Here is a 16,418-nt window from a genome sequence, read left to right as displayed (position 1 = left end):
AAGGTCAACATCATAAGGGCCAAGCTCGAAGGCAATGTAAACGGTAATCTCCAGCTTGTTCAGGGCCTCGTCTCGGCCATAGTTACAGAGCCGTACATGGGACAGCAGAGATTTGCGTCCTTGGCAAGCAACCTGTTCCGACAGAGATCGCAACTGCGCAACATCGCCGGTGCGCCCGATCTCGTCATCTCGCTGATGTACCCGATGGAAGGCAACCAGAAGGCGATCGGGCTCGATTACCGCAAGAGCGAGGCGCAACGGACGGCGGCGCTTCGCGCGCGAGACCTCGGCGTTCTTGTGTTGGCAGGCCCCGTCGACCTGGCCCAGGGAGGGCGAGGCTTTGTCGGGCGCATTCCCGTCTTTGTGCCGACGGCGGGCGGCGGCAGCCGATTCTGGGGCATCCTCTCCGCTGTCATCGATGTCGATCAGCTTTACGCGGCGAGCGGCTTGAATGACCCCGGGATTGATATTGATGTCGCCCTGACGGGGACCGACGCGCTTGGCGGTGGCGGCAAAAAATTCTTCGGGGGAGACAATGTCCTCGCCGGCAAGCCGGTGTCGGCCGATGTGCAACTGCCTTCGGGCTCCTGGCTGATTTCGGCTATACCGAAGGGAGGCTGGCCGGCCATTCCGAACAATGCGTGGATGTTGCGGGGGCTCATAGCCTTTGCCGGCGCGCTGGTGGTGCTGCCGATCCTGGTGGCCGGGCGACTGTTCGGCGAACGACAGAAAAACTATGCCGAGCTCAGACGTCTGTCTGGCCGCCTTGAGTTGGCCCTGGAAGCTTCTGGAATTGGCGTGTGGGAGCACGACCTGGCCACAAAAGAACTGCTATGGGACGACCGCGTCAACCAGATCTACGGCAAGCCAGCCGATGGCAAACCGCGCGGTTATGAAGACTGGGCGATGGCTATTCATCCCGAAGATTTCGACAGGGCGCGCCAGGAGTTCGACGCGGCCGCCGAGAGGGAGGGACCGTATTCTTCGCAATACCGAGTCCTGCTAGCGGACGGTACCACGCGCCACGTGCGCACGCGCGCAGCCTTCTTCCAGGACATCGGCGGCACGCCGAAGATGATCGGCGCCGAGTGGGACGTCACCAGCGACGTGCTGCTCAATGAGACGCTCATTCGAGAGCGCCAACTGTCGGAATCGAAAAATGCCGAACTCAAGGTCGCAAAGGCGCATGTAGAGCATGTTGCGCTGCACGACCCGCTGACCGGCCTGCCCAACCGCCGCTATCTCGATGAGTTGCTTGCCGAAAAAAGCGTAACGGGGACCCGCACAGCGCTGCTGCATCTGGACCTCGACCGCTTCAAGCAGATCAACGATACACTCGGCCACGCAGCCGGTGACGCCATGCTGGTGCACGCCTCCAAGGTCATCAAGGTCAACACGGGTCCCGGTGATTTTGTTGCACGCATCGGCGGTGATGAGTTCGTCGTGGTGAGCCATGGACGTGATGACAAGCAACTTTCCGCGCTCGGCGACCGCATCATCACGCAGATGCGCCGACCGGTCGATTTTCAGGGCAACCCGTGCCGGTTCGGGGTGAGCATCGGAATTGCCGCCGGAACCGACGCCAAGCAACTGCTCGTCAACGCCGACCTCGCTCTTTACCGGGCGAAAGGAAGCGGTCGCAACCGACACGAATTCTTTGACGAAGAGCTGCAAAGCGAGATCGTGCGGACCAAGCAAATTGCCGACGAAATCCTGGGCGGGTTGGAGCGCGCCGAATTCACAACATACTATCAGCCGCAGTTCGACGCCAGGACACTTGAGATCGTCGGGGTCGAGGCGTTGTCGCGTTGGAAGCATCCCGAACGCGGCATCCTGGCCCCACAAAGCTATCTCAAAGTGGCCGAAGAACTCAACGTCGTGGCAATCATCGATCGCGCTGTCCTGGAACAGGCGCTTGAGAGTTTCGACCAATGGTCGAACAGCGGTCTCAAGATCCCGCACGTCTCGGTCAATGTCTCCGCCAAGCGGTTGGAGGACAAGGATCTGATCGATGGCTTGCGCAAGCTTGCCATCAGGAAGGGCACGGTGTCGTTTGAGCTGGTTGAGTCCATCTTCCTCGATGAGAATGACGACCTGGTCACCTGGAACCTGGAGCACATTAAGGAACTCGGCATCGACATCGAAATCGATGACTTCGGCACCGGCCATGCCTCGATCGTGTCCCTGCTCAAGCTGCAGCCGCGCCGGCTCAAGATCGACCGCCAACTGATCACGCCCGTCACCCAGTCGATCCCGCAGCGTCAGCTGGTCTCGTCGATCATTGAGATCGGCAAATCGCTCGGCATCGAAGTCATTGCCGAGGGTGTCGAGACGAATGATCACGCGCGCATCCTGAAGGAGCTTGGTTGCGATATTCTGCAGGGCTATGTTTTTGGCCGCCCAATGGACGCCAAGGCCTTCACGGCGTTTGCCCAATCGCGCAAATGGTTGGCCGTGGGGTAAGGTCATGCCTCGCGCGGTAAGGCAGGCAGGCCGAGCGGTTCAACCGGCGCCCAGTCGCGAATTGGCTCGAGCACACTGCACTTGCATCGGCAAACCCACCGCCACCCTTGTCCCCAAAGTGCCCGACCGGCTCTGCGTGCCGGTGAAGTGACCGAAAGCAAATTTCTCGTCAGGTCTCTCAGATCTCATGATCCGACGGTCCGGTGGCGCGGCATGGGCTGTTAGCTCCAGACAGCTGAAGATAGCCAAAAGCGTCCGGCGTTATGGGCGAAGGAGCGCGGCACCAAATTGCGTCCACAATCGATCGCAGTCATTTGCCCTGAGGCTTGGCGTTCCGGGTTCGCCGTAGAAGACCATCGCCGAACGGACATCGTAACCGAGCACCGAGGCATTGGCCACGAACTGAATTGCCATTCCCAAATTCATCGCGTTGATCCTTACCTCGGCTTTAGTGCTGAGATCGACCACGCCGAAAATTTCCGCACCCCCACTTCTGCCGGCCATAACCGTCGTCGAGAGCGCGTTCCCCAAAGCGAGTAGCATTCGTGTTCAGTCCCCGCAAAGGCCGCTCTCGAACGCGCGCGCGGCCAATTTGTTCCTTGGCAGTTCAACGCCGGGTTATCGAACTGGCCTTTTCAAACGTGCAGCTTGCCTGATGCCGCGCCTTTAACGGTCCAGCAGTTTTCTTAGCGTAAAGCAGCCTCATGACGCTGCTCCGGCATTTCGGCGAACCAACACGTCGCCTTTTTTTCAAGCGAACTGCTTTGCCCATCATTGTCGTGACGCTGCTTGTTGCGACCCTCACCACAGGCCTTTTGCTGTGGTCGGCGACCCAGTCCGATGGTGTTGCCGTGTCACGGCAGAAAAGCTTGGTCGCCTTGATCATATCCAAGCTGGAGAGCGGAATAGCCCACGATCAGGAGAGCGTCACCGTCTGGGACGACGCGGTCAGCGCCCTGCGGAGCCAGGATGCCAAATGGGTCGACACCAATCTCGGCACCTGGATGCACACGTATTTCGGCCACGATGAGGTCTACATTCTCGATCCGAAGGACGCGCCCGTCTACGCATTCGCCGATGGATTGGCGGTGGATCCGGCGAGCTACCAATCCATACGCCCGACCACTGCGCCTCTCGTGGAGAACCTCAGGGCGGGGCTGAAACAGGGGGACACCGACGGCGTCACCGAGCAGGTGCTCACGATAGGTGCTTCCGACATGGTCGTCATCTCCGGCCATCCTGCCATTGTCAGCATCAAGCCAGTCGTTTCCGACAGCGGCCACATTGCACAAGTACCAGGTCAGGAATTCCTACACGTTGCCGTTCGCTATCTGGACGGCAGTCTGCTTGCCTCCTTGCGCCAAGACTATCTCCTCGACGACGCACACTTCTCCTGGTCAAACATGCTTAGCTCTGAAGAGGCGTCCTATCCCCTTGTCGGTCGCTCTGGTTCGACTGTCGGCTTCTTTGTGTGGCAGCCATATCGGCCCGGGGCGTTTGTCCTTTTTCAACTGGTGCCAACACTCGTGGTGGTGTTCGGACTGGTACTTGGCGGAATTATTGTAGCTCTGGCCGCTTTGCGCCGGCGGACTTTGAGGCTGATTGAGACCGAGAATCACATCTATCACCTGGCCCACTACGACCTGCTTACAGGGCTGCACAGTCGCGGCCATTTCAACAGTCGTTTGGCTGATGCGCTGACACTGCTGCCCGCGACGGGCGAGCAGCTCGCGATCCTCTATCTTGACCTCGACCGGTTCAAGCAGGTCAATGACAGCTTTGGCCACCCTGCCGGCGACGAGTTGCTCAGGGAGTTCGCAGACCGGCTGAGGCGGCTGACCGTGGAGGTTGACACGGTGGCGCGCCTGGGCGGTGACGAATTCATTATCATCCAGCGCGCGGTCGCAGGCGAGAATGAGGTCAAAACATTGTGCGAGCACTTGATCGAGTCCGCGCGCCGGCCGTTCGAGGTCGCCGGAGTTCAGGTTTTTGTCGGGGTGAGCGTCGGCGTAGCTCTTGCTCCCAGGGACGGGGTGGACCAGGTCGAGTTGGTGCGGAAAGCCGACCTCGCCCTGTATCACGCCAAAGCCGGCGGTCGCAGCGGCTATGCTCTGTTTGAACCCGAGATGGACCAGACGCTGGCAAAGCGTAAGGGTCTCGAACAGGACCTGCGCAAGGCGCTGCAAACGCCCGGCCACATCCGGGTGCATTATCAGCCGCTTTACACCGCCGACACCAACAGGATGACGGGCGTCGAAGCCCTCGCGCGCTGGTCGCACGCAGAGCGCGGTTGGGTCGCCCCTGACTTGTTCGTACCATTGGCAGAGGAAACGGGGCTCATCGAAGTTCTAGGCGAGCTGGTTCTGCGCCAGGCCTGCCTTGACGCGGTGCATTGGCCGATCGAGACCCTGGCAGTGAACGTATCGGGGTTGCAGCTGAACAATCCGAGCTTTGCCATGAAAGTGACGAGCATCTTGTTGGAAACGCAAATGGATCCACGGCGGCTCGAGCTGGAGGTTACGGAAAGCACGCTCTCCCAGCGCCCCACCGAATGCCAGCAGAACATGGCAGCGTTGCGCAGTGTCGGGGTGCGCTTTGCGCTTGACGATTTCGGTACGGGATTTTCCTCATTGGGCCGACTGCAGAGCCTGGAAGTGGACAGGATCAAGATCGACCGAAGCTTCGTGCAGGGCTTTGGCGGCTCGAACGGTGACGAGGCCATCGTTCAGGCGATTATCGACCTGGCTCGCGCGACTGGCCTCAGCACGACAGCGGAAGGGGTCGAGACCGAGAGCCAGTGCAATTATCTGCGCAAGCTCGGCTGCGACCAGCTACAAGGCTTTTTGCTTTCAAGACCGGTGCCAAAAGAGGACCTTCAGGAACTCCTCGACGGCGGATCAAGGCGGGCGACCGCATGAAAATGCGTCTATGTGATTCCCGACGGTCGACGATGCCGCACGCGGATGCAAGCAGCGAATCTTGGCGGCCTGGGACAAGGTGCGTCGACACTCCCCTGGCCAGTGACGCCTGACGATCTGTGTCACCCGCTTCGGGCCAGAGCGATTGATGCGGCTGCGCATGACGCTGGGCTCAACTCTCAACCTCAGCGCACATCGGGCTCTAGGTCGAAAATGGTAGGTCGAGATCAACTCGCGCGACGGCGTAAGCGTCAAGCGAGATGAATTGGTCATCCAGCGGTCTTGCGGTACTTTCCATGAAGTTGGGATCGGTTGCCGCCCGTTCGAACTGCTCGGCGCCAAGAAGAGCTATACGGGCACTGCTCGGCGCATCCGGAAGTTTCACAGATTGCGCCTTGGAGGTAAGGTTGGCGACCCACAGTGTCACGCGCCAATCTTTTTCAGCTGCGATCGTCGCAATGGCGTCAGCGCCGGAAGTTCCTACGGACAGCAGGGTGGCTCCGCCGAGCCTTGAGAGACCCGCCATGACATGGAAAGCGGGATAGACCGTTCGGCCGTCCTGCTGGTCATACCATGGCTGGACGAAATCAGCCTTCCTGTGGATATGGCCAAAGGGGCCGGTGAAGTCCCCTACCGCGACGGCCTCGACCCCTTCGCGAGCGCAGGCCGCGAAATAGCCGAGCGTCCATGCCGCATTGAACAGCCCGCGCTGCCGCGGATCGATGCGGCTCAGACATATGCGGGCGTTCGCTTTGTTCGGCGCGGTGCCCTTTCCGTAGGGGTTCTCGCGGCAGCCGAGCTGACTGGGACCTATGCGCAGCGGCACGCGGTCGCCCGTGAAAGCATGTGCCGAGCGTATCTGATGAGGGATAGCCTGAAGCGTTTCCATCACCGAAATATCATCCGCCGCGTGCACGCTTGGACAGGTGGTGAAGGTCACGTAGTCGAGCGCTTCGGCTGGCGGACGCTTGCGATTGAGTTCGGTGAAGTAAGCGGCCATGCCTCCGCCCAGCCCGATCCCCGGGAAAGCCCGGCGAGCGGCGGAGTAGCATTCGTGGAAGCTGGGCATGACCGGCCGCGGTGCTCCCGGCTGAACGGATTTCATGTCCTGCGCCGGAAAGACGGAGACAGCTTCCAGTTTGAGGCCGATTGTATGGACCGCATCAGCGACGGGCGCCAATTCGCCGAATGGGTCGAGCGTGCCCTTGGTGATGATCTCGAGGACCACGCCTGCGCCGGTCAGCCGTGCAAGCGCGGCGTAGCTTTCGAGTTCATCTTGGCCGTGTCCGAATCGGAGATCGACTTGGCAGACCATCCACTGCGGAGCCATTCGTCGTAGAAGCTCGGGGGATTCAAGCGCGTGCCTTGCCTCGTCGCCAGCGACGCCGACGCCAACGCGAGGCACTTGGCCGACGGGTCTGCCGATCGTCAGGTTGATGAGTGGATTGCGGTTTTCAGACGCCCCGGCACGAAGCGTTCCTGACACGTGTAGCCGGACGACCTGGGTGAATTTCTGGCCCTTGGGCAGTCGGTAAGGCCACGGGCGACGCAGAGGGCGGACATAGGTTTTATAGGAAGCGTCAGACCAATTGCGTTGATCCTCCATCTCGAAGGCATCACCGTCCATGGTGCATGTGGCCCAGATCCCAGGCGCGATCTCATGCGACAACGCCCGGATATCGGTGAACGGACATTTAGGGTCGATGTGGTCCGGAAAGAGCGATAGCTCATCATGACCATCCTCATGCAGCACCTTTACCGGCTTGCCCGCCAAGGCTTCGATCGGATGAAGGACGATGAAGCCGGTCCGATTCGTCAAAAGGTCAGTCTCGGGCTCTGCCTCGGCCGCAAAAGCCAGCGCACCATCACTACTGCCCGAGATCCGTACCTGATAAGCCAGGCGACCGGATGTTGCGGAACATGTTGCACGGTATGCGACGCTGAACACATCCAGCCTTTCATCGATGTGGAGATCATCGAGAACGGCTGTAGCGGTTCCCCAATTTTCGTCCCGCACAAGGAACGAGATTCCGCGCAGAATCTCAATTCCGTCAAGGCGGATGTAGCGTAACGCCCCATTGTCGAAGTCGACCGACAACGGTCCCGCGCGAAGTGTGCGCAAGGGTGGCTCGACCTGTTCGGTTCCACACAAGCGGATGGCTCGAGATGCTGCCAAGGTCAAATTGCTTGCTCCGTCGCAGCGTCAAAAATCGACGCCCGGTTCATGTTGATGTCGATCGGCAGTCTCTCGCCGGGACGGCTGACGTCGTGCGCCTGAAGCTCCGCCACCACTGGCGCGCCGGCAAGGCGGAAGGTCGCATAGCTGCGCGAGCCAGTCGGCTGCAGCAGGTCGATGGTTGCATCATAGCGCAGCGTGCCCGGCTCGGGGGTAGCAGCGTGTGCGCGTGTCAGATGTTCCGGGCGCAGCCCGAGCAGCACCGACTGCCCATCTATAGCGCCATTTAGAGTCCGCCCGGGGGCGATCGGCAGCAGACCATCGGCCAGCCGGATGGCGGCGGCGCTCCCGTCCAAAGCCAGCGTGCCCGGCAGGAAGCTCATGCGTGGGGAACCGAGAAAGCCCGCGACGAAGATCGAGGCGGGGCGCTCGAACAGTTCGAGTGGCGCGCCCTGCTGCTCGATCAACCCGTCGCGCATCAGCACGATGCGGTCAGCCAGTGTCATCGCCTCGATCTGGTCATGGGTGACGTAGATCATCGTCGTGGCGATGTCCTGGTGAAGGCGCTTGATCTCGCCGCGCATTTCGTCGCGAAGCTGGGCATCCAGATTGGACAGCGGCTCGTCGAACAGAAAGATGCGGGGGTTGCGGACTATGGCGCGGCCGATGGCGACGCGCTGACGCTGCCCACCGGATAACTGGCGTGGAAATCGCCCGAGCAAGGGGATGATGCCGAGCATACGCGCTGCCTCGGCAACGCGCGCCTCTACCTCGGGCTTCGGCATCTTGCGCGCCTTGAGACCGAAGCCGATGTTCTTCGCCACGCTCATATGTGGATAGAGCGCATAGTCTTGAAACACCATCGCCACGTCACGATCGCGCGGCCGCAAGTCATTGACCACCTCGCCGCCAATCTCGATCGTGCCTTGCGAACTCTCCTCCAGTCCTGCAATCGTCCTCAAAAGGGTACTCTTGCCGCATCCGGAGGGGCCGACCAGAACGGTGAACTCACCGTCGCGAATGTGGAGGTCAATGCCGCGCACCGCATGGAAGGCGCCGTAGCGCTTGTGCAAGCCGGTGATCCTGACTTCAGCCATGCCTGCCTCTTTCTATCCGCGAACGGCGCCGAGCGTCAGCCCGCGCACGAGATGTCGTTGAGCAAGGACTCCCAGAGCGATGGATGGCACGAGGGAAACAATGGCCAGGGCCGCCGCTTCACCATATTGCGCGCCCTGGAAGCCGATGAAGGAGCGGAATACGGTTGGCAGCGTGAACGCAGTTCGACTGGTCAAAATGAGCGCGAAGAAGAACTCCGTCCAGCAAGCGATGAAAGCGAAGACGGCCGCCGCGACGATGCCCGGGGCGGCAAGCGGCACGGCAACACGCCAGAACGCCTCCCAACGCGTGCAGCCATCGACCAGGGCCGCCTCCTCCATCGACTTCGGCATGCCGCGGAAATACGCGAACATCATCCACACCGACACCGGCAGCGTGAAGACCGTGTAGGCGATGATCAGGCCAATATGGGTGTCGTACAGCCCGACGCCACGATAGATAAGGAATACCGGCAGGACGATGCCGATCGGTGGCAGGAAGCGCTGTGACAGCACCCAGAAAGACAGGTGCTGGCCGCCCGTGTTGTAGCGCGCCAGACTATAAGCCATCAGCGTGCCCAACAACGCTGAAAGCACCGTGGCCGACAGCGAAATGATCAGACTGTTGATGAGCCCGTCGAGGCCGCGATAAGCGAACAGCGCAGCTTTGTAGTGTACAAGGGTCGGCTCGGTAGGGAACCAGACGGGCGGCACGGTGAGGTAGTCGTCGCTCGGCTTGATCGAGGTGTTGAACATCCAGTAGAGGGGCCACAGCACGAACACGAGGAAGAAGCCGAGCAGCAGCATGCGACCGATCGGCACCGACCGGCGTTTCCTGCGGCGGGCGGGCGCGACGGCGGCCATCAGACCGGCTCCACCTTCAAGAGCCGCCGCACCAGCAGCGTCACTACCAGCGCGGTGAAAATCAGGAATAGCCAGCTTCCGGCCGTCGCCTGCGACAGATGAAACTGGGTGAAGCCGACCGTGTAGAGATAGTAGGAAGCCGTGTAGGTTTGCGTACCCGGGCCGCCGCCGGTCATGATAAAAATGGTATCGAACATTCGGATGGCGTCAAGCAGGCGGAAGGTCAACGCCAGCAGCATCATAGACCCGAGATGCGGCAGCGTGATCGCCCAGAAGGCCTGCCAGGCATTGACGCCGTCGAGTTCCGCCGCCTCGTAGAGGTTCGGAGGGATTGCGGTAAGCCCGGCGAGCAGGACGACAAACATGAACGGAGTCCACTGCCAGACATCAGAGATGATCAGCGAGACATAAAGCCATGGGCGCTCGGTCATCCAGCCGATCGTCACCTCCTGCCCCAACAGTTGCGTCAGGATGTAGTTGGTTGGCCCGAAAGGCCGCTGAAGCAGCAGCGTCCACGCTTGGCCGACTATCACCGGGCTGATGAAAAGCGGCACGATCAGGATCGACATGACGACACCGCGCCCCGGAAAGCTGCGCACCATGGTGAGCGCCACCAGAAGGCCCAGCACGAATTCGATGGCGACGCTGATGCTCGACAGGCAGGCCGTCAGCAAGAGCGACCACCGTGCCACGGGATCGAACACCACCCGCTCGAAGTTTTTCAAGCCGACAAAGGCGTGGCCCGGCACCTGGAAGTCGTAGTTGATGAAGGACACGACCAGTGAGAACAGCAGCGGATAGATCGACAGCGCCAGTATCAACAGCACCGCGGGCGCGACCAGAAGCCATTTGAAGTGGCGGTCCGCCCACTGTGCGAGGGTCGAAAGCCGAGGCGGGGCGCCGGTGGTCGTCATGCGACTGATCGTGGTGGTGTGCGGCATCGATTTATTCCAAAGATCGCCACGCGGTTGAGCCAGGGTGTTGCGAGCGAAGCGCCCGCAACACCGGTCTGGTGCTAGAAACCCGGCTCCCCTCCAGGCGAGTCTCAGAGGGTGACTGCCATGCCAAGCTTCTCCACTGTGTTGTCAGCGGTGGCGCCGGGCAGTTTCAGGAACTCGGTGTAGAATGCCTTTTGCGACTCCATCCCGAGCCGATCGGTCGTCTCGTTCCACTCGGCGGCCGCTGTTTCCAGCGATGCTTTCGGATCCGCACCAGCCCACACTGCGGTGCACATGCGGTCGATGCTCAAGAAATAGTCCTGCGCACCTGGCATGATCGGGTCGAGCAGGCCGACATTCGCCGAGTTGTTGAGGTTGGCCAGGTACTCCTTGGCGCTCGGGAACAGTGCTCCATAGAGCTCCGACTTGAAATGCGAAATGCGGTATGGGTCGCGCAGCGCATAGGGCAACATGCAGCGCGCCAGTGAGACGGGAGGCGAGCAGGCCCACTGCATGAACAGATACGCCGCCTCCGGATTGGGCGAATCCGCCGACAGCGCCTTGTTGTAGCCGGTGGCATGTTCCGGATTGCCCGGCACGACGGCATAGCCAACCTTGCCAGCGATCTGCGACTGGGGAATGAAGTTGATCGCCGTGGCGGATTGCGAATAGTTCGCCGCCATCCGGCCGCTTGGAGGCCAGGAATAGATCATCGCAACCTTCCCCGTCAGGAATGCCGCCCAAAGGGAGACGGCGTCGAGCTCGTTGTTACCGGGGATCGAGGCCTTGTTGGCCGCGAGCATGTTCGTCAGCGTCTTGACGCCCGCATCCGACACCAGGCCGGCCTTCATGTCGTCGCCGAACAGTTTCCCGCCGTTGGCACGGTACTGCTGCAGAAAGTCGAACTGATTGCCCGGGCTGCCCGCCTTGCGGAAGTGGCCTGCACCATAAACCTTCGGTGCCATCTGGTCGGTGATGAATTGGGCGATCTGAGCATATTCCTCCCAGGTCTTCGGTGGTCCGAGCTTCGCGTTGAACTTGGTCTGGTAGGCCTCCATCATCTTCGGATCCTCGAAGATGTCCTTGCGGTAGTAGAGAGCGAACATGTCGCCGTCGTCGAAGAAGCCCCAGATCTTTCCCTTGTAGGTCGGCAGCGCCTTGTAGAGAGGATGATAGTCCTCGAGGTCTGCAGGGTTCATATATTTGGCGATATAGTCGTCGAGAGGTGCGATGACGCCGCCATCGGCGAGCGACGGTGTCCAGGCTGGCGAGATGTCGAGCACGTCATAGGCGCCTGAGCCGGCAATGTGCTCGGCGACCGCCTTGGAGTATTGATCGGGATTCGACAGTTCGACCACATTCGACTTCATGCCCGTAAGCTGCTCCCACATCGGCCCACTGAAATTGCGTGGATCGAGCGCCTGCAGGCCTGCCTCGTAGGTCATGTTGATCGTGACGCCCGCATGCGCCTTGGCCGCCTCGACCGCGCGGAAGGCGGAGCCCTCCGCCGGTCCTTCCTTAGATGCTTTCAGCGCAGCGGCCTGCGCCTGTCCCAGCGGCGACGTGGCGTCGGCCAGTTCGAGCTTCTGCTGCGCCAGCGCCCAATCGGTCATCATACCCAAAATGGGTGCAGACGCTGCCAACATACCGGTCATCTGGCCGAAGCGGGTTATGAAATTCCGGCGGGTCGTTTCGCCACGCATGAAGGCGTCGACCTCTGCTTCGAGACCGGCCTGAAAGTCACGTTTTTCACGATCGTTCATAGTGCTTGGTCCTCCCGTTTTCTCATTTGCTCACTCGTCCGCAGGCGCGGCGGTCGAGCATTCCTCCCGTAAGGCCCCCGCAATGGCCGCGGCGGCGCGCCAAATTCTCGCACTCCTAGCTTCCGAAGCGGCCCGCGAAAACGGCCAGCCTATCCTTCCACCGCTCGCTCGAAAGCACCTCGCGATTGACCACACCGCGCGGCTCGCGACCATGTTGAACCTCGATTACCGCTTTGACGTCTGCAGCGCCGTTGCCGGCAAAGCACTGGTCGGTCCAGCACAATGCGTGCGGCGCAAGGATGACGTTGTCGAGTTTGAGGATTGCATCGTCAGCATCCGGCGGCTCCTGCTCCAGCACGTCGAGACCGGCGCCGGCGATACGACGCTCCCGCAGGGCTTGTGCCAACGCCTTCTGGTCGACGATCGGGCCGCGCGCTGTATTGATCAGGTAAGCAGTAGGCTTCATCAGGGCGAGCCGCTCGGCACTGACGAGATGACGCGTGTCAGGCGTCAGCGGACAACTTACCGACAGCACGTCGGCGCGACGAAACAGATCTTCCAGTCCGACCAGCTCCACGCCTAGTTCGGCAGCGACCTTCTTGTCTGCAAATGGGTCATGGGCGATGAACCTCATATCGAAGGGCTTTGCCAGGCGAAAAACTTCGGCGCCTATGTTGCCGATGCCGAGCGACCCCAGCGTACGCCCCACGAGCCCGACACCCATATGTTGGGAGCGCTCCTGGAAGCCATGAGGTCCCTTACGGGTGAGGGCGTCCTTCGTGAACAGCTTGCCGGTGAGTGCCAACATAAAGGTGATGACGGATACGGCGACCGGCCGTCTTACCCCATCGGGCGTGATGACCAGAGCGATGCCGGCGCCAGTGCAGGCCTCGACGTCGACAGTATCGTAGCCGACGCCGAAGCGGGCAACGACGGCCAGCCGACCGCTCTTGGGGACACTCGTGGAAACGAAGCGATGAGTGAGAAGGATCAGCGCATCGAAGTCCTCAAGCTGGTCGGCGCGAAGCGGGTTATTCGATTCCAGGAATGTCATCTCGAGGCCTGGCGCCTTGCGCAGAGGCTCCAGGTCGAAGTCGGGATAGGTCAGCGAGCCGTCCGGCATGCGGAAATCACCGGAAAGCGCCACCTTGAACTTTAGGTCGCCCATTCTCTCCTCCGTTCTTACTGGCACCCGGCCCGGATTTTGGAGACCGCGTCGGCGATCGCGTCGTGCAGTATCCAGACGTCGCCCGAATAACAAATGAAGTCGAAGCCTTGTGCGTAGAACTCGTGGCCCTGCTGGACGTTGGGCACCAGGCGCCCGAGCGACTTGTTGTGCCTTTTGGCGGCGGAAACGATTTTGGCCATCGCGGCGATGAAGGTCGGGTGCGCGAAGTCGCCGGGAATGCCGAGCGAGACCGACAGATCAAAGTGACCGACCCACAGACAATCGACGCCGTCCAATCCCGCAATGCCGTCGATGTTCTTGACGCCGTCGGCGGTCTCGATCAGGCAGATGAACACCGAGCGCTGGTTGGCCGCCTCGAACTTATCTGCAACCGAGCCCGGACGGTAACGGTCATGCGCGATCTGCAGCGCCACGCCGCGAGCGCCAGCCGGATGGTATTTCATGGAACTGATGATGTGCTGCGCCTGCTCGACGGTACTCACCATCGGCGCGATTAATCCTTCGGCCCCCATATCCATGGCGCGGGCGAGGAAATGGTAGTCCTGCGATGGCACACGCACCATAACCGGCAGGTCGGCCGCCTCGAAATAGCGGATCGCGCTCTTGACCGTTTCCAGGCTGAAGCCCGAATGCTCCATATCGAAAAAGGCGAAGTCACAGCCAGCGGACTTCAGGATGTGGCCTATCCCCGGCGTCGCGAACTCGGCGACAAGGGTCCCGAGCTTGACGCGTCTGTGAGACGCTAGCGCCTTGAGACTTGGCTCCGACATGAACTTCCCTCCCGTTCGCCCACAAGGGGCGCATTGCGCCTACGCGTTCTTCAAGACGAAGCTTCGACAACAAGGTCGCAGATCGTCACCAGCTTGGTGTCGACGAGCGGCGCGCTCTGCGAATTGAATTCCTCGAAATGGGCTGTCCGGCAGTGGAGCTTGAATGCAGCCTCGCTGTCGTAAATCTCGTAGAGCAGGACCCGGTCGGGCTCGCCGCGCGCCTGCGTCACATCAAAGCGGCGGCAGCCGGCTTCGCTGCGAACCGACGCGGTCGCGTTGGCGTCCACGAGCTCTCGGAATCTGCCCCGGGCACCCGGCTTGAGGCGGAAATCGACCCAGACCACGAAGCCGCTCATCCCTTGCCACCCGCAATTTCAAGATAGCGTCTGGAGACATATTCCAGATGCCTGCGCATAGCCGCTTCAGAGGCGTCTGGATCGCGCGCGGCGACGGCATCAAAGATTTCTCGATGAGCCTCGTAGGCCTTTCGGTCTTCACCTTTGGCCAAAGTTGTGCGCCGCTGTTCCAGCAGCCATTCGGCCAACGCCGCGTGAATGGCTGTGAAGATACGATTGCGGGTGATCACCGCCAGCACGTAGTGGAAGTCCACATCGGTGCGCTCGAAGCGCGTCAGGTCCCCGATCGACTGCCGGTTGATTTCGAGCGCCTCCTTGAGGCCCTCAATATCCTCTGACGTGGCATTGATGGCGGCGTTGCGGGCAAGCCCGACTTCGAAAAACAAACGCGCGCTCTGGAAGTCATGAACCCCGCCAGGAGCCGAAATCATGTGGCGCGCCGGCCCCGAGAGGGCGTCGATCACGAATTGGGGGGTTGGCCGAGTGACGCGGGCGCGCTCGCCGGATTTCACCTCGACAAGCCCCATCTTGCTCAGATGCAGCAGGGCCTCGCGGATTGAAGGGCGCCCGACCCCGAACTGCCGCATGAGTTCCCGCTCGGATGGGAGCCGGTCGGCTTCGGCCAGCTCTCCCTTGCGGATCATCCGCTCGAGGTGCGCTGCAACCTCCTCCGAAAGCTTCCGCGGTTTGATCAGAACGCCGATCATGTGGCATACCTGTTATACCAGTCAGGTACGCTAGGCTCCCAGAGCGCCTCTGTCAACGATCAATTGGGCTGGATAGAGACCGAACAGAGATGCCCAGGCTCGCGCGGCCCGCCTCTTGGATGGCAAGGACGACGATGGGCTGCTCGTAGCAGATCAGCGGCGCAACCTTCACGCCCTCGACCTCGACCACGGGAGTGGCACAGACATGTGCCCTCGCCCCGCTGCGCTGCCTGACCCAGGCAAGCCAGGGCTGCCAAAGGGCGAGCGGATTTCCGCTCCAGCCGATCGCGCCAGCGGCCACACCGCCGGTGATGAAACCAAGCGAATGCAGCGCTTCAAGGCATGAAAGTGAGGATAGGCCTTGCAAGGCCGAGAATGCCGTCGACCTGAACCCGTCCAGCGTGAGTCATATGAACCTGGGAATCTGGAGTGAAGGAAGCCATCGCCCGGAGGAACCACACCGCCGACGAAGGCTGTGATGATCCTACCCTCGGAATAGATTGTGCGAAGTTCGGAATTCCCAAAGCGGACCGGTTCCGCGGGCGCACAGACCTCGCGGGAGATAGCCGCGCACAACCGCAAGGTCAGAGGCCTGCGACCGGGGCGGACAGATATGGCGATGTCACCGACTCTGGGCTCGTGCTGAATTGCTTCGATTCGCCGAAGGCCAAGCGGATAGCTCGGTGTCATGTTCAGCCGACACCCACTCCATGCGACGTCGTCGAACCACTGCTGCGCGGCGTGACGCAATGGGTTCCGGAACCAAAACTGCGACCCGATTGCAGGATTGCGACTCGTCGCCAAGCGCATTTGTCCGCGAAAACGTCGCCCGCTTCATCAACATGACACCGGAGACATTCTCGGGCATCTATGGGGCCGCATCCAGGGAAACGCACTGGCTGTCCTATGAGAGCTACGCCGCGCTCGTCTCGGGCAGAAGTTTGCGACCGACGAGGTTGCAGCGGGCAAAATCGACATCTTCATCAACGTCGACTCAACACACTCGAGAACCATCCGGACCTCGCCCGGGTCATCATTGGCTCACTGATGAATGCCATCTACAATCGCAATGAAGCAGGCCAGTTCGGATCTTGTCGATGAGCTGATTTCCATGAAATTCGTTCAGGAGATGAAATCCACCCAACAGCGCGTTGGCAAGCCTCCGACCCCGCTTGAAGAT

13 protein-coding genes and 1 pseudogene are annotated in these 16,418 nt (G+C 61.0%); 3 read left to right on the top strand and 11 right to left on the bottom strand.

Annotated features, from left to right (window positions below; genetic code table 11):
- Positions 1-2,463 (top strand): EAL domain-containing protein (locus EN990_RS31895; RefSeq protein WP_127388517.1); only part of this gene is annotated, 2,463 nt, incomplete at its 5' end.
- Between the two features lie 261 nt (positions 2,464-2,724).
- Here EN990_RS31895 and EN990_RS31890 read toward each other — a convergent pair.
- Positions 2,725-3,006, bottom strand: coding sequence for a hypothetical protein (locus EN990_RS31890; RefSeq protein ID WP_063173908.1), 282 nt, complete (start codon positions 3,004-3,006; stop codon positions 2,725-2,727).
- Positions 3,007-3,167: 161 nt separating this feature from the next.
- On the opposite strand from EN990_RS31890, the gene EN990_RS31885 reads away from it, so the two are divergent.
- Positions 3,168-5,381: an EAL domain-containing protein gene (locus EN990_RS31885; protein ID WP_127388516.1), complete on the top strand. Its 2,214-nt coding sequence runs from the start codon at positions 3,168-3,170 to the stop codon at positions 5,379-5,381.
- Between the two features lie 202 nt (positions 5,382-5,583).
- Here EN990_RS31885 and EN990_RS31880 read toward each other — a convergent pair whose 3' ends face one another.
- The 10 genes from EN990_RS31880 to EN990_RS36395 form a co-directional block, all read right to left on the bottom strand.
- Positions 5,584-7,479: a hypothetical protein gene (locus EN990_RS31880; RefSeq protein WP_245461012.1), complete on the bottom strand. Its 1,896-nt coding sequence runs from the start codon at positions 7,477-7,479 to the stop codon at positions 5,584-5,586.
- 80 nt (positions 7,480-7,559) lie between these two features.
- Positions 7,560-8,654 (bottom strand): sn-glycerol-3-phosphate ABC transporter ATP-binding protein UgpC, encoded by a 1,095-nt coding sequence (gene ugpC, locus EN990_RS31875; RefSeq protein WP_013525320.1) that lies wholly within the window; start codon positions 8,652-8,654, stop codon positions 7,560-7,562.
- A 12-nt stretch (positions 8,655-8,666) separates the two neighbouring features.
- Positions 8,667-9,515 carry a carbohydrate ABC transporter permease gene (locus EN990_RS31870; protein WP_063173904.1) on the bottom strand — a complete coding sequence of 283 codons (849 nt, stop codon included), beginning with the start codon at positions 9,513-9,515 and terminating at the stop codon, positions 8,667-8,669.
- Positions 9,515-10,456, bottom strand: a complete 942-nt coding sequence (locus tag EN990_RS31865; RefSeq protein ID WP_063173903.1) for a sugar ABC transporter permease — start codon at positions 10,454-10,456, stop codon at positions 9,515-9,517. The genes EN990_RS31870 and EN990_RS31865 overlap by 1 nt, the downstream gene beginning before the upstream one ends.
- A 104-nt stretch (positions 10,457-10,560) precedes the next feature.
- Positions 10,561-12,216 carry an extracellular solute-binding protein gene (locus EN990_RS31860; RefSeq protein ID WP_024504468.1) on the bottom strand — a complete coding sequence of 552 codons (1,656 nt, stop codon included), beginning with the start codon at positions 12,214-12,216 and terminating at the stop codon, positions 10,561-10,563.
- A gap of 115 nt (positions 12,217-12,331) precedes the next feature.
- Positions 12,332-13,339 carry an NAD(P)-dependent oxidoreductase gene (locus EN990_RS31855; RefSeq protein ID WP_245459246.1) on the bottom strand — a complete coding sequence of 336 codons (1,008 nt, stop codon included), beginning with the start codon at positions 13,337-13,339 and terminating at the stop codon, positions 12,332-12,334.
- A gap of 59 nt (positions 13,340-13,398) precedes the next feature.
- Positions 13,399-14,175 carry an aldolase/citrate lyase family protein gene (locus tag EN990_RS31850; RefSeq protein WP_013525325.1) on the bottom strand — a complete coding sequence of 259 codons (777 nt, stop codon included), beginning with the start codon at positions 14,173-14,175 and terminating at the stop codon, positions 13,399-13,401.
- A 50-nt stretch (positions 14,176-14,225) separates the two neighbouring features.
- Positions 14,226-14,531 carry a putative quinol monooxygenase gene (locus EN990_RS31845; RefSeq protein WP_063173900.1) on the bottom strand — a complete coding sequence of 102 codons (306 nt, stop codon included), beginning with the start codon at positions 14,529-14,531 and terminating at the stop codon, positions 14,226-14,228.
- Positions 14,528-15,238, bottom strand: coding sequence for a transcriptional regulator NanR (gene nanR, locus EN990_RS31840; RefSeq protein WP_027163180.1), 711 nt, complete (start codon positions 15,236-15,238; stop codon positions 14,528-14,530). The genes EN990_RS31845 and nanR overlap by 4 nt, the downstream gene beginning before the upstream one ends.
- A 52-nt stretch (positions 15,239-15,290) precedes the next feature.
- Positions 15,291-15,605: a hypothetical protein gene (locus tag EN990_RS36395; RefSeq protein ID WP_245469230.1), complete on the bottom strand. Its 315-nt coding sequence runs from the start codon at positions 15,603-15,605 to the stop codon at positions 15,291-15,293.
- Positions 15,606-16,014: 409 nt separating this feature from the next.
- Between EN990_RS36395 and EN990_RS31830 the strand changes: the two are divergent.
- Positions 16,015-16,418 (top strand): annotated as a pseudogene (locus EN990_RS31830) (type IV secretory system conjugative DNA transfer family protein); the annotation flags it as partial.

Origin of the sequence: Mesorhizobium sp. M7A.F.Ca.US.005.03.1.1 (genome assembly GCF_003997975.1) — a bacterium.
In the GTDB taxonomy this organism is placed as follows: domain Bacteria; phylum Pseudomonadota; class Alphaproteobacteria; order Rhizobiales; family Rhizobiaceae; genus Mesorhizobium; species Mesorhizobium ciceri.
Note: the sequence above shows the minus strand (reverse complement) of the source record. Positions and strands in the feature narration are given on the sequence as shown.

Bases quoted from the DNA above. Each gene is read 5' to 3' on its own strand.
- ugpC (WP_013525320.1), bottom strand. From the start codon at position 8,654: ATGGCTGAAGTCAGGATCACCGGCTTGCACAAGCGCTACGGCGCCTTC.
- EN990_RS31865 (WP_063173903.1), bottom strand. From the start codon at position 10,456: ATGCCGCACACCACCACGATCAGTCGCATGACGACCACCGGCGCCCCG.
- EN990_RS31885 (WP_127388516.1), top strand. From the start codon at position 3,168: ATGACGCTGCTCCGGCATTTCGGCGAACCAACACGTCGCCTTTTTTTC.
- nanR (WP_027163180.1), bottom strand. From the start codon at position 15,238: ATGATCGGCGTTCTGATCAAACCGCGGAAGCTTTCGGAGGAGGTTGCA.
- EN990_RS31870 (WP_063173904.1), bottom strand. From the start codon at position 9,515: ATGGCCGCCGTCGCGCCCGCCCGCCGCAGGAAACGCCGGTCGGTGCCG.
- EN990_RS31860 (WP_024504468.1), bottom strand. From the start codon at position 12,216: ATGAACGATCGTGAAAAACGTGACTTTCAGGCCGGTCTCGAAGCAGAG.
- EN990_RS31890 (WP_063173908.1), bottom strand. From the start codon at position 3,006: ATGCTACTCGCTTTGGGGAACGCGCTCTCGACGACGGTTATGGCCGGC.
- EN990_RS31845 (WP_063173900.1), bottom strand. From the start codon at position 14,531: ATGAGCGGCTTCGTGGTCTGGGTCGATTTCCGCCTCAAGCCGGGTGCC.
- EN990_RS31855 (WP_245459246.1), bottom strand. From the start codon at position 13,339: ATGCCGGACGGCTCGCTGACCTATCCCGACTTCGACCTGGAGCCTCTG.
- EN990_RS31850 (WP_013525325.1), bottom strand. From the start codon at position 14,175: ATGTCGGAGCCAAGTCTCAAGGCGCTAGCGTCTCACAGACGCGTCAAG.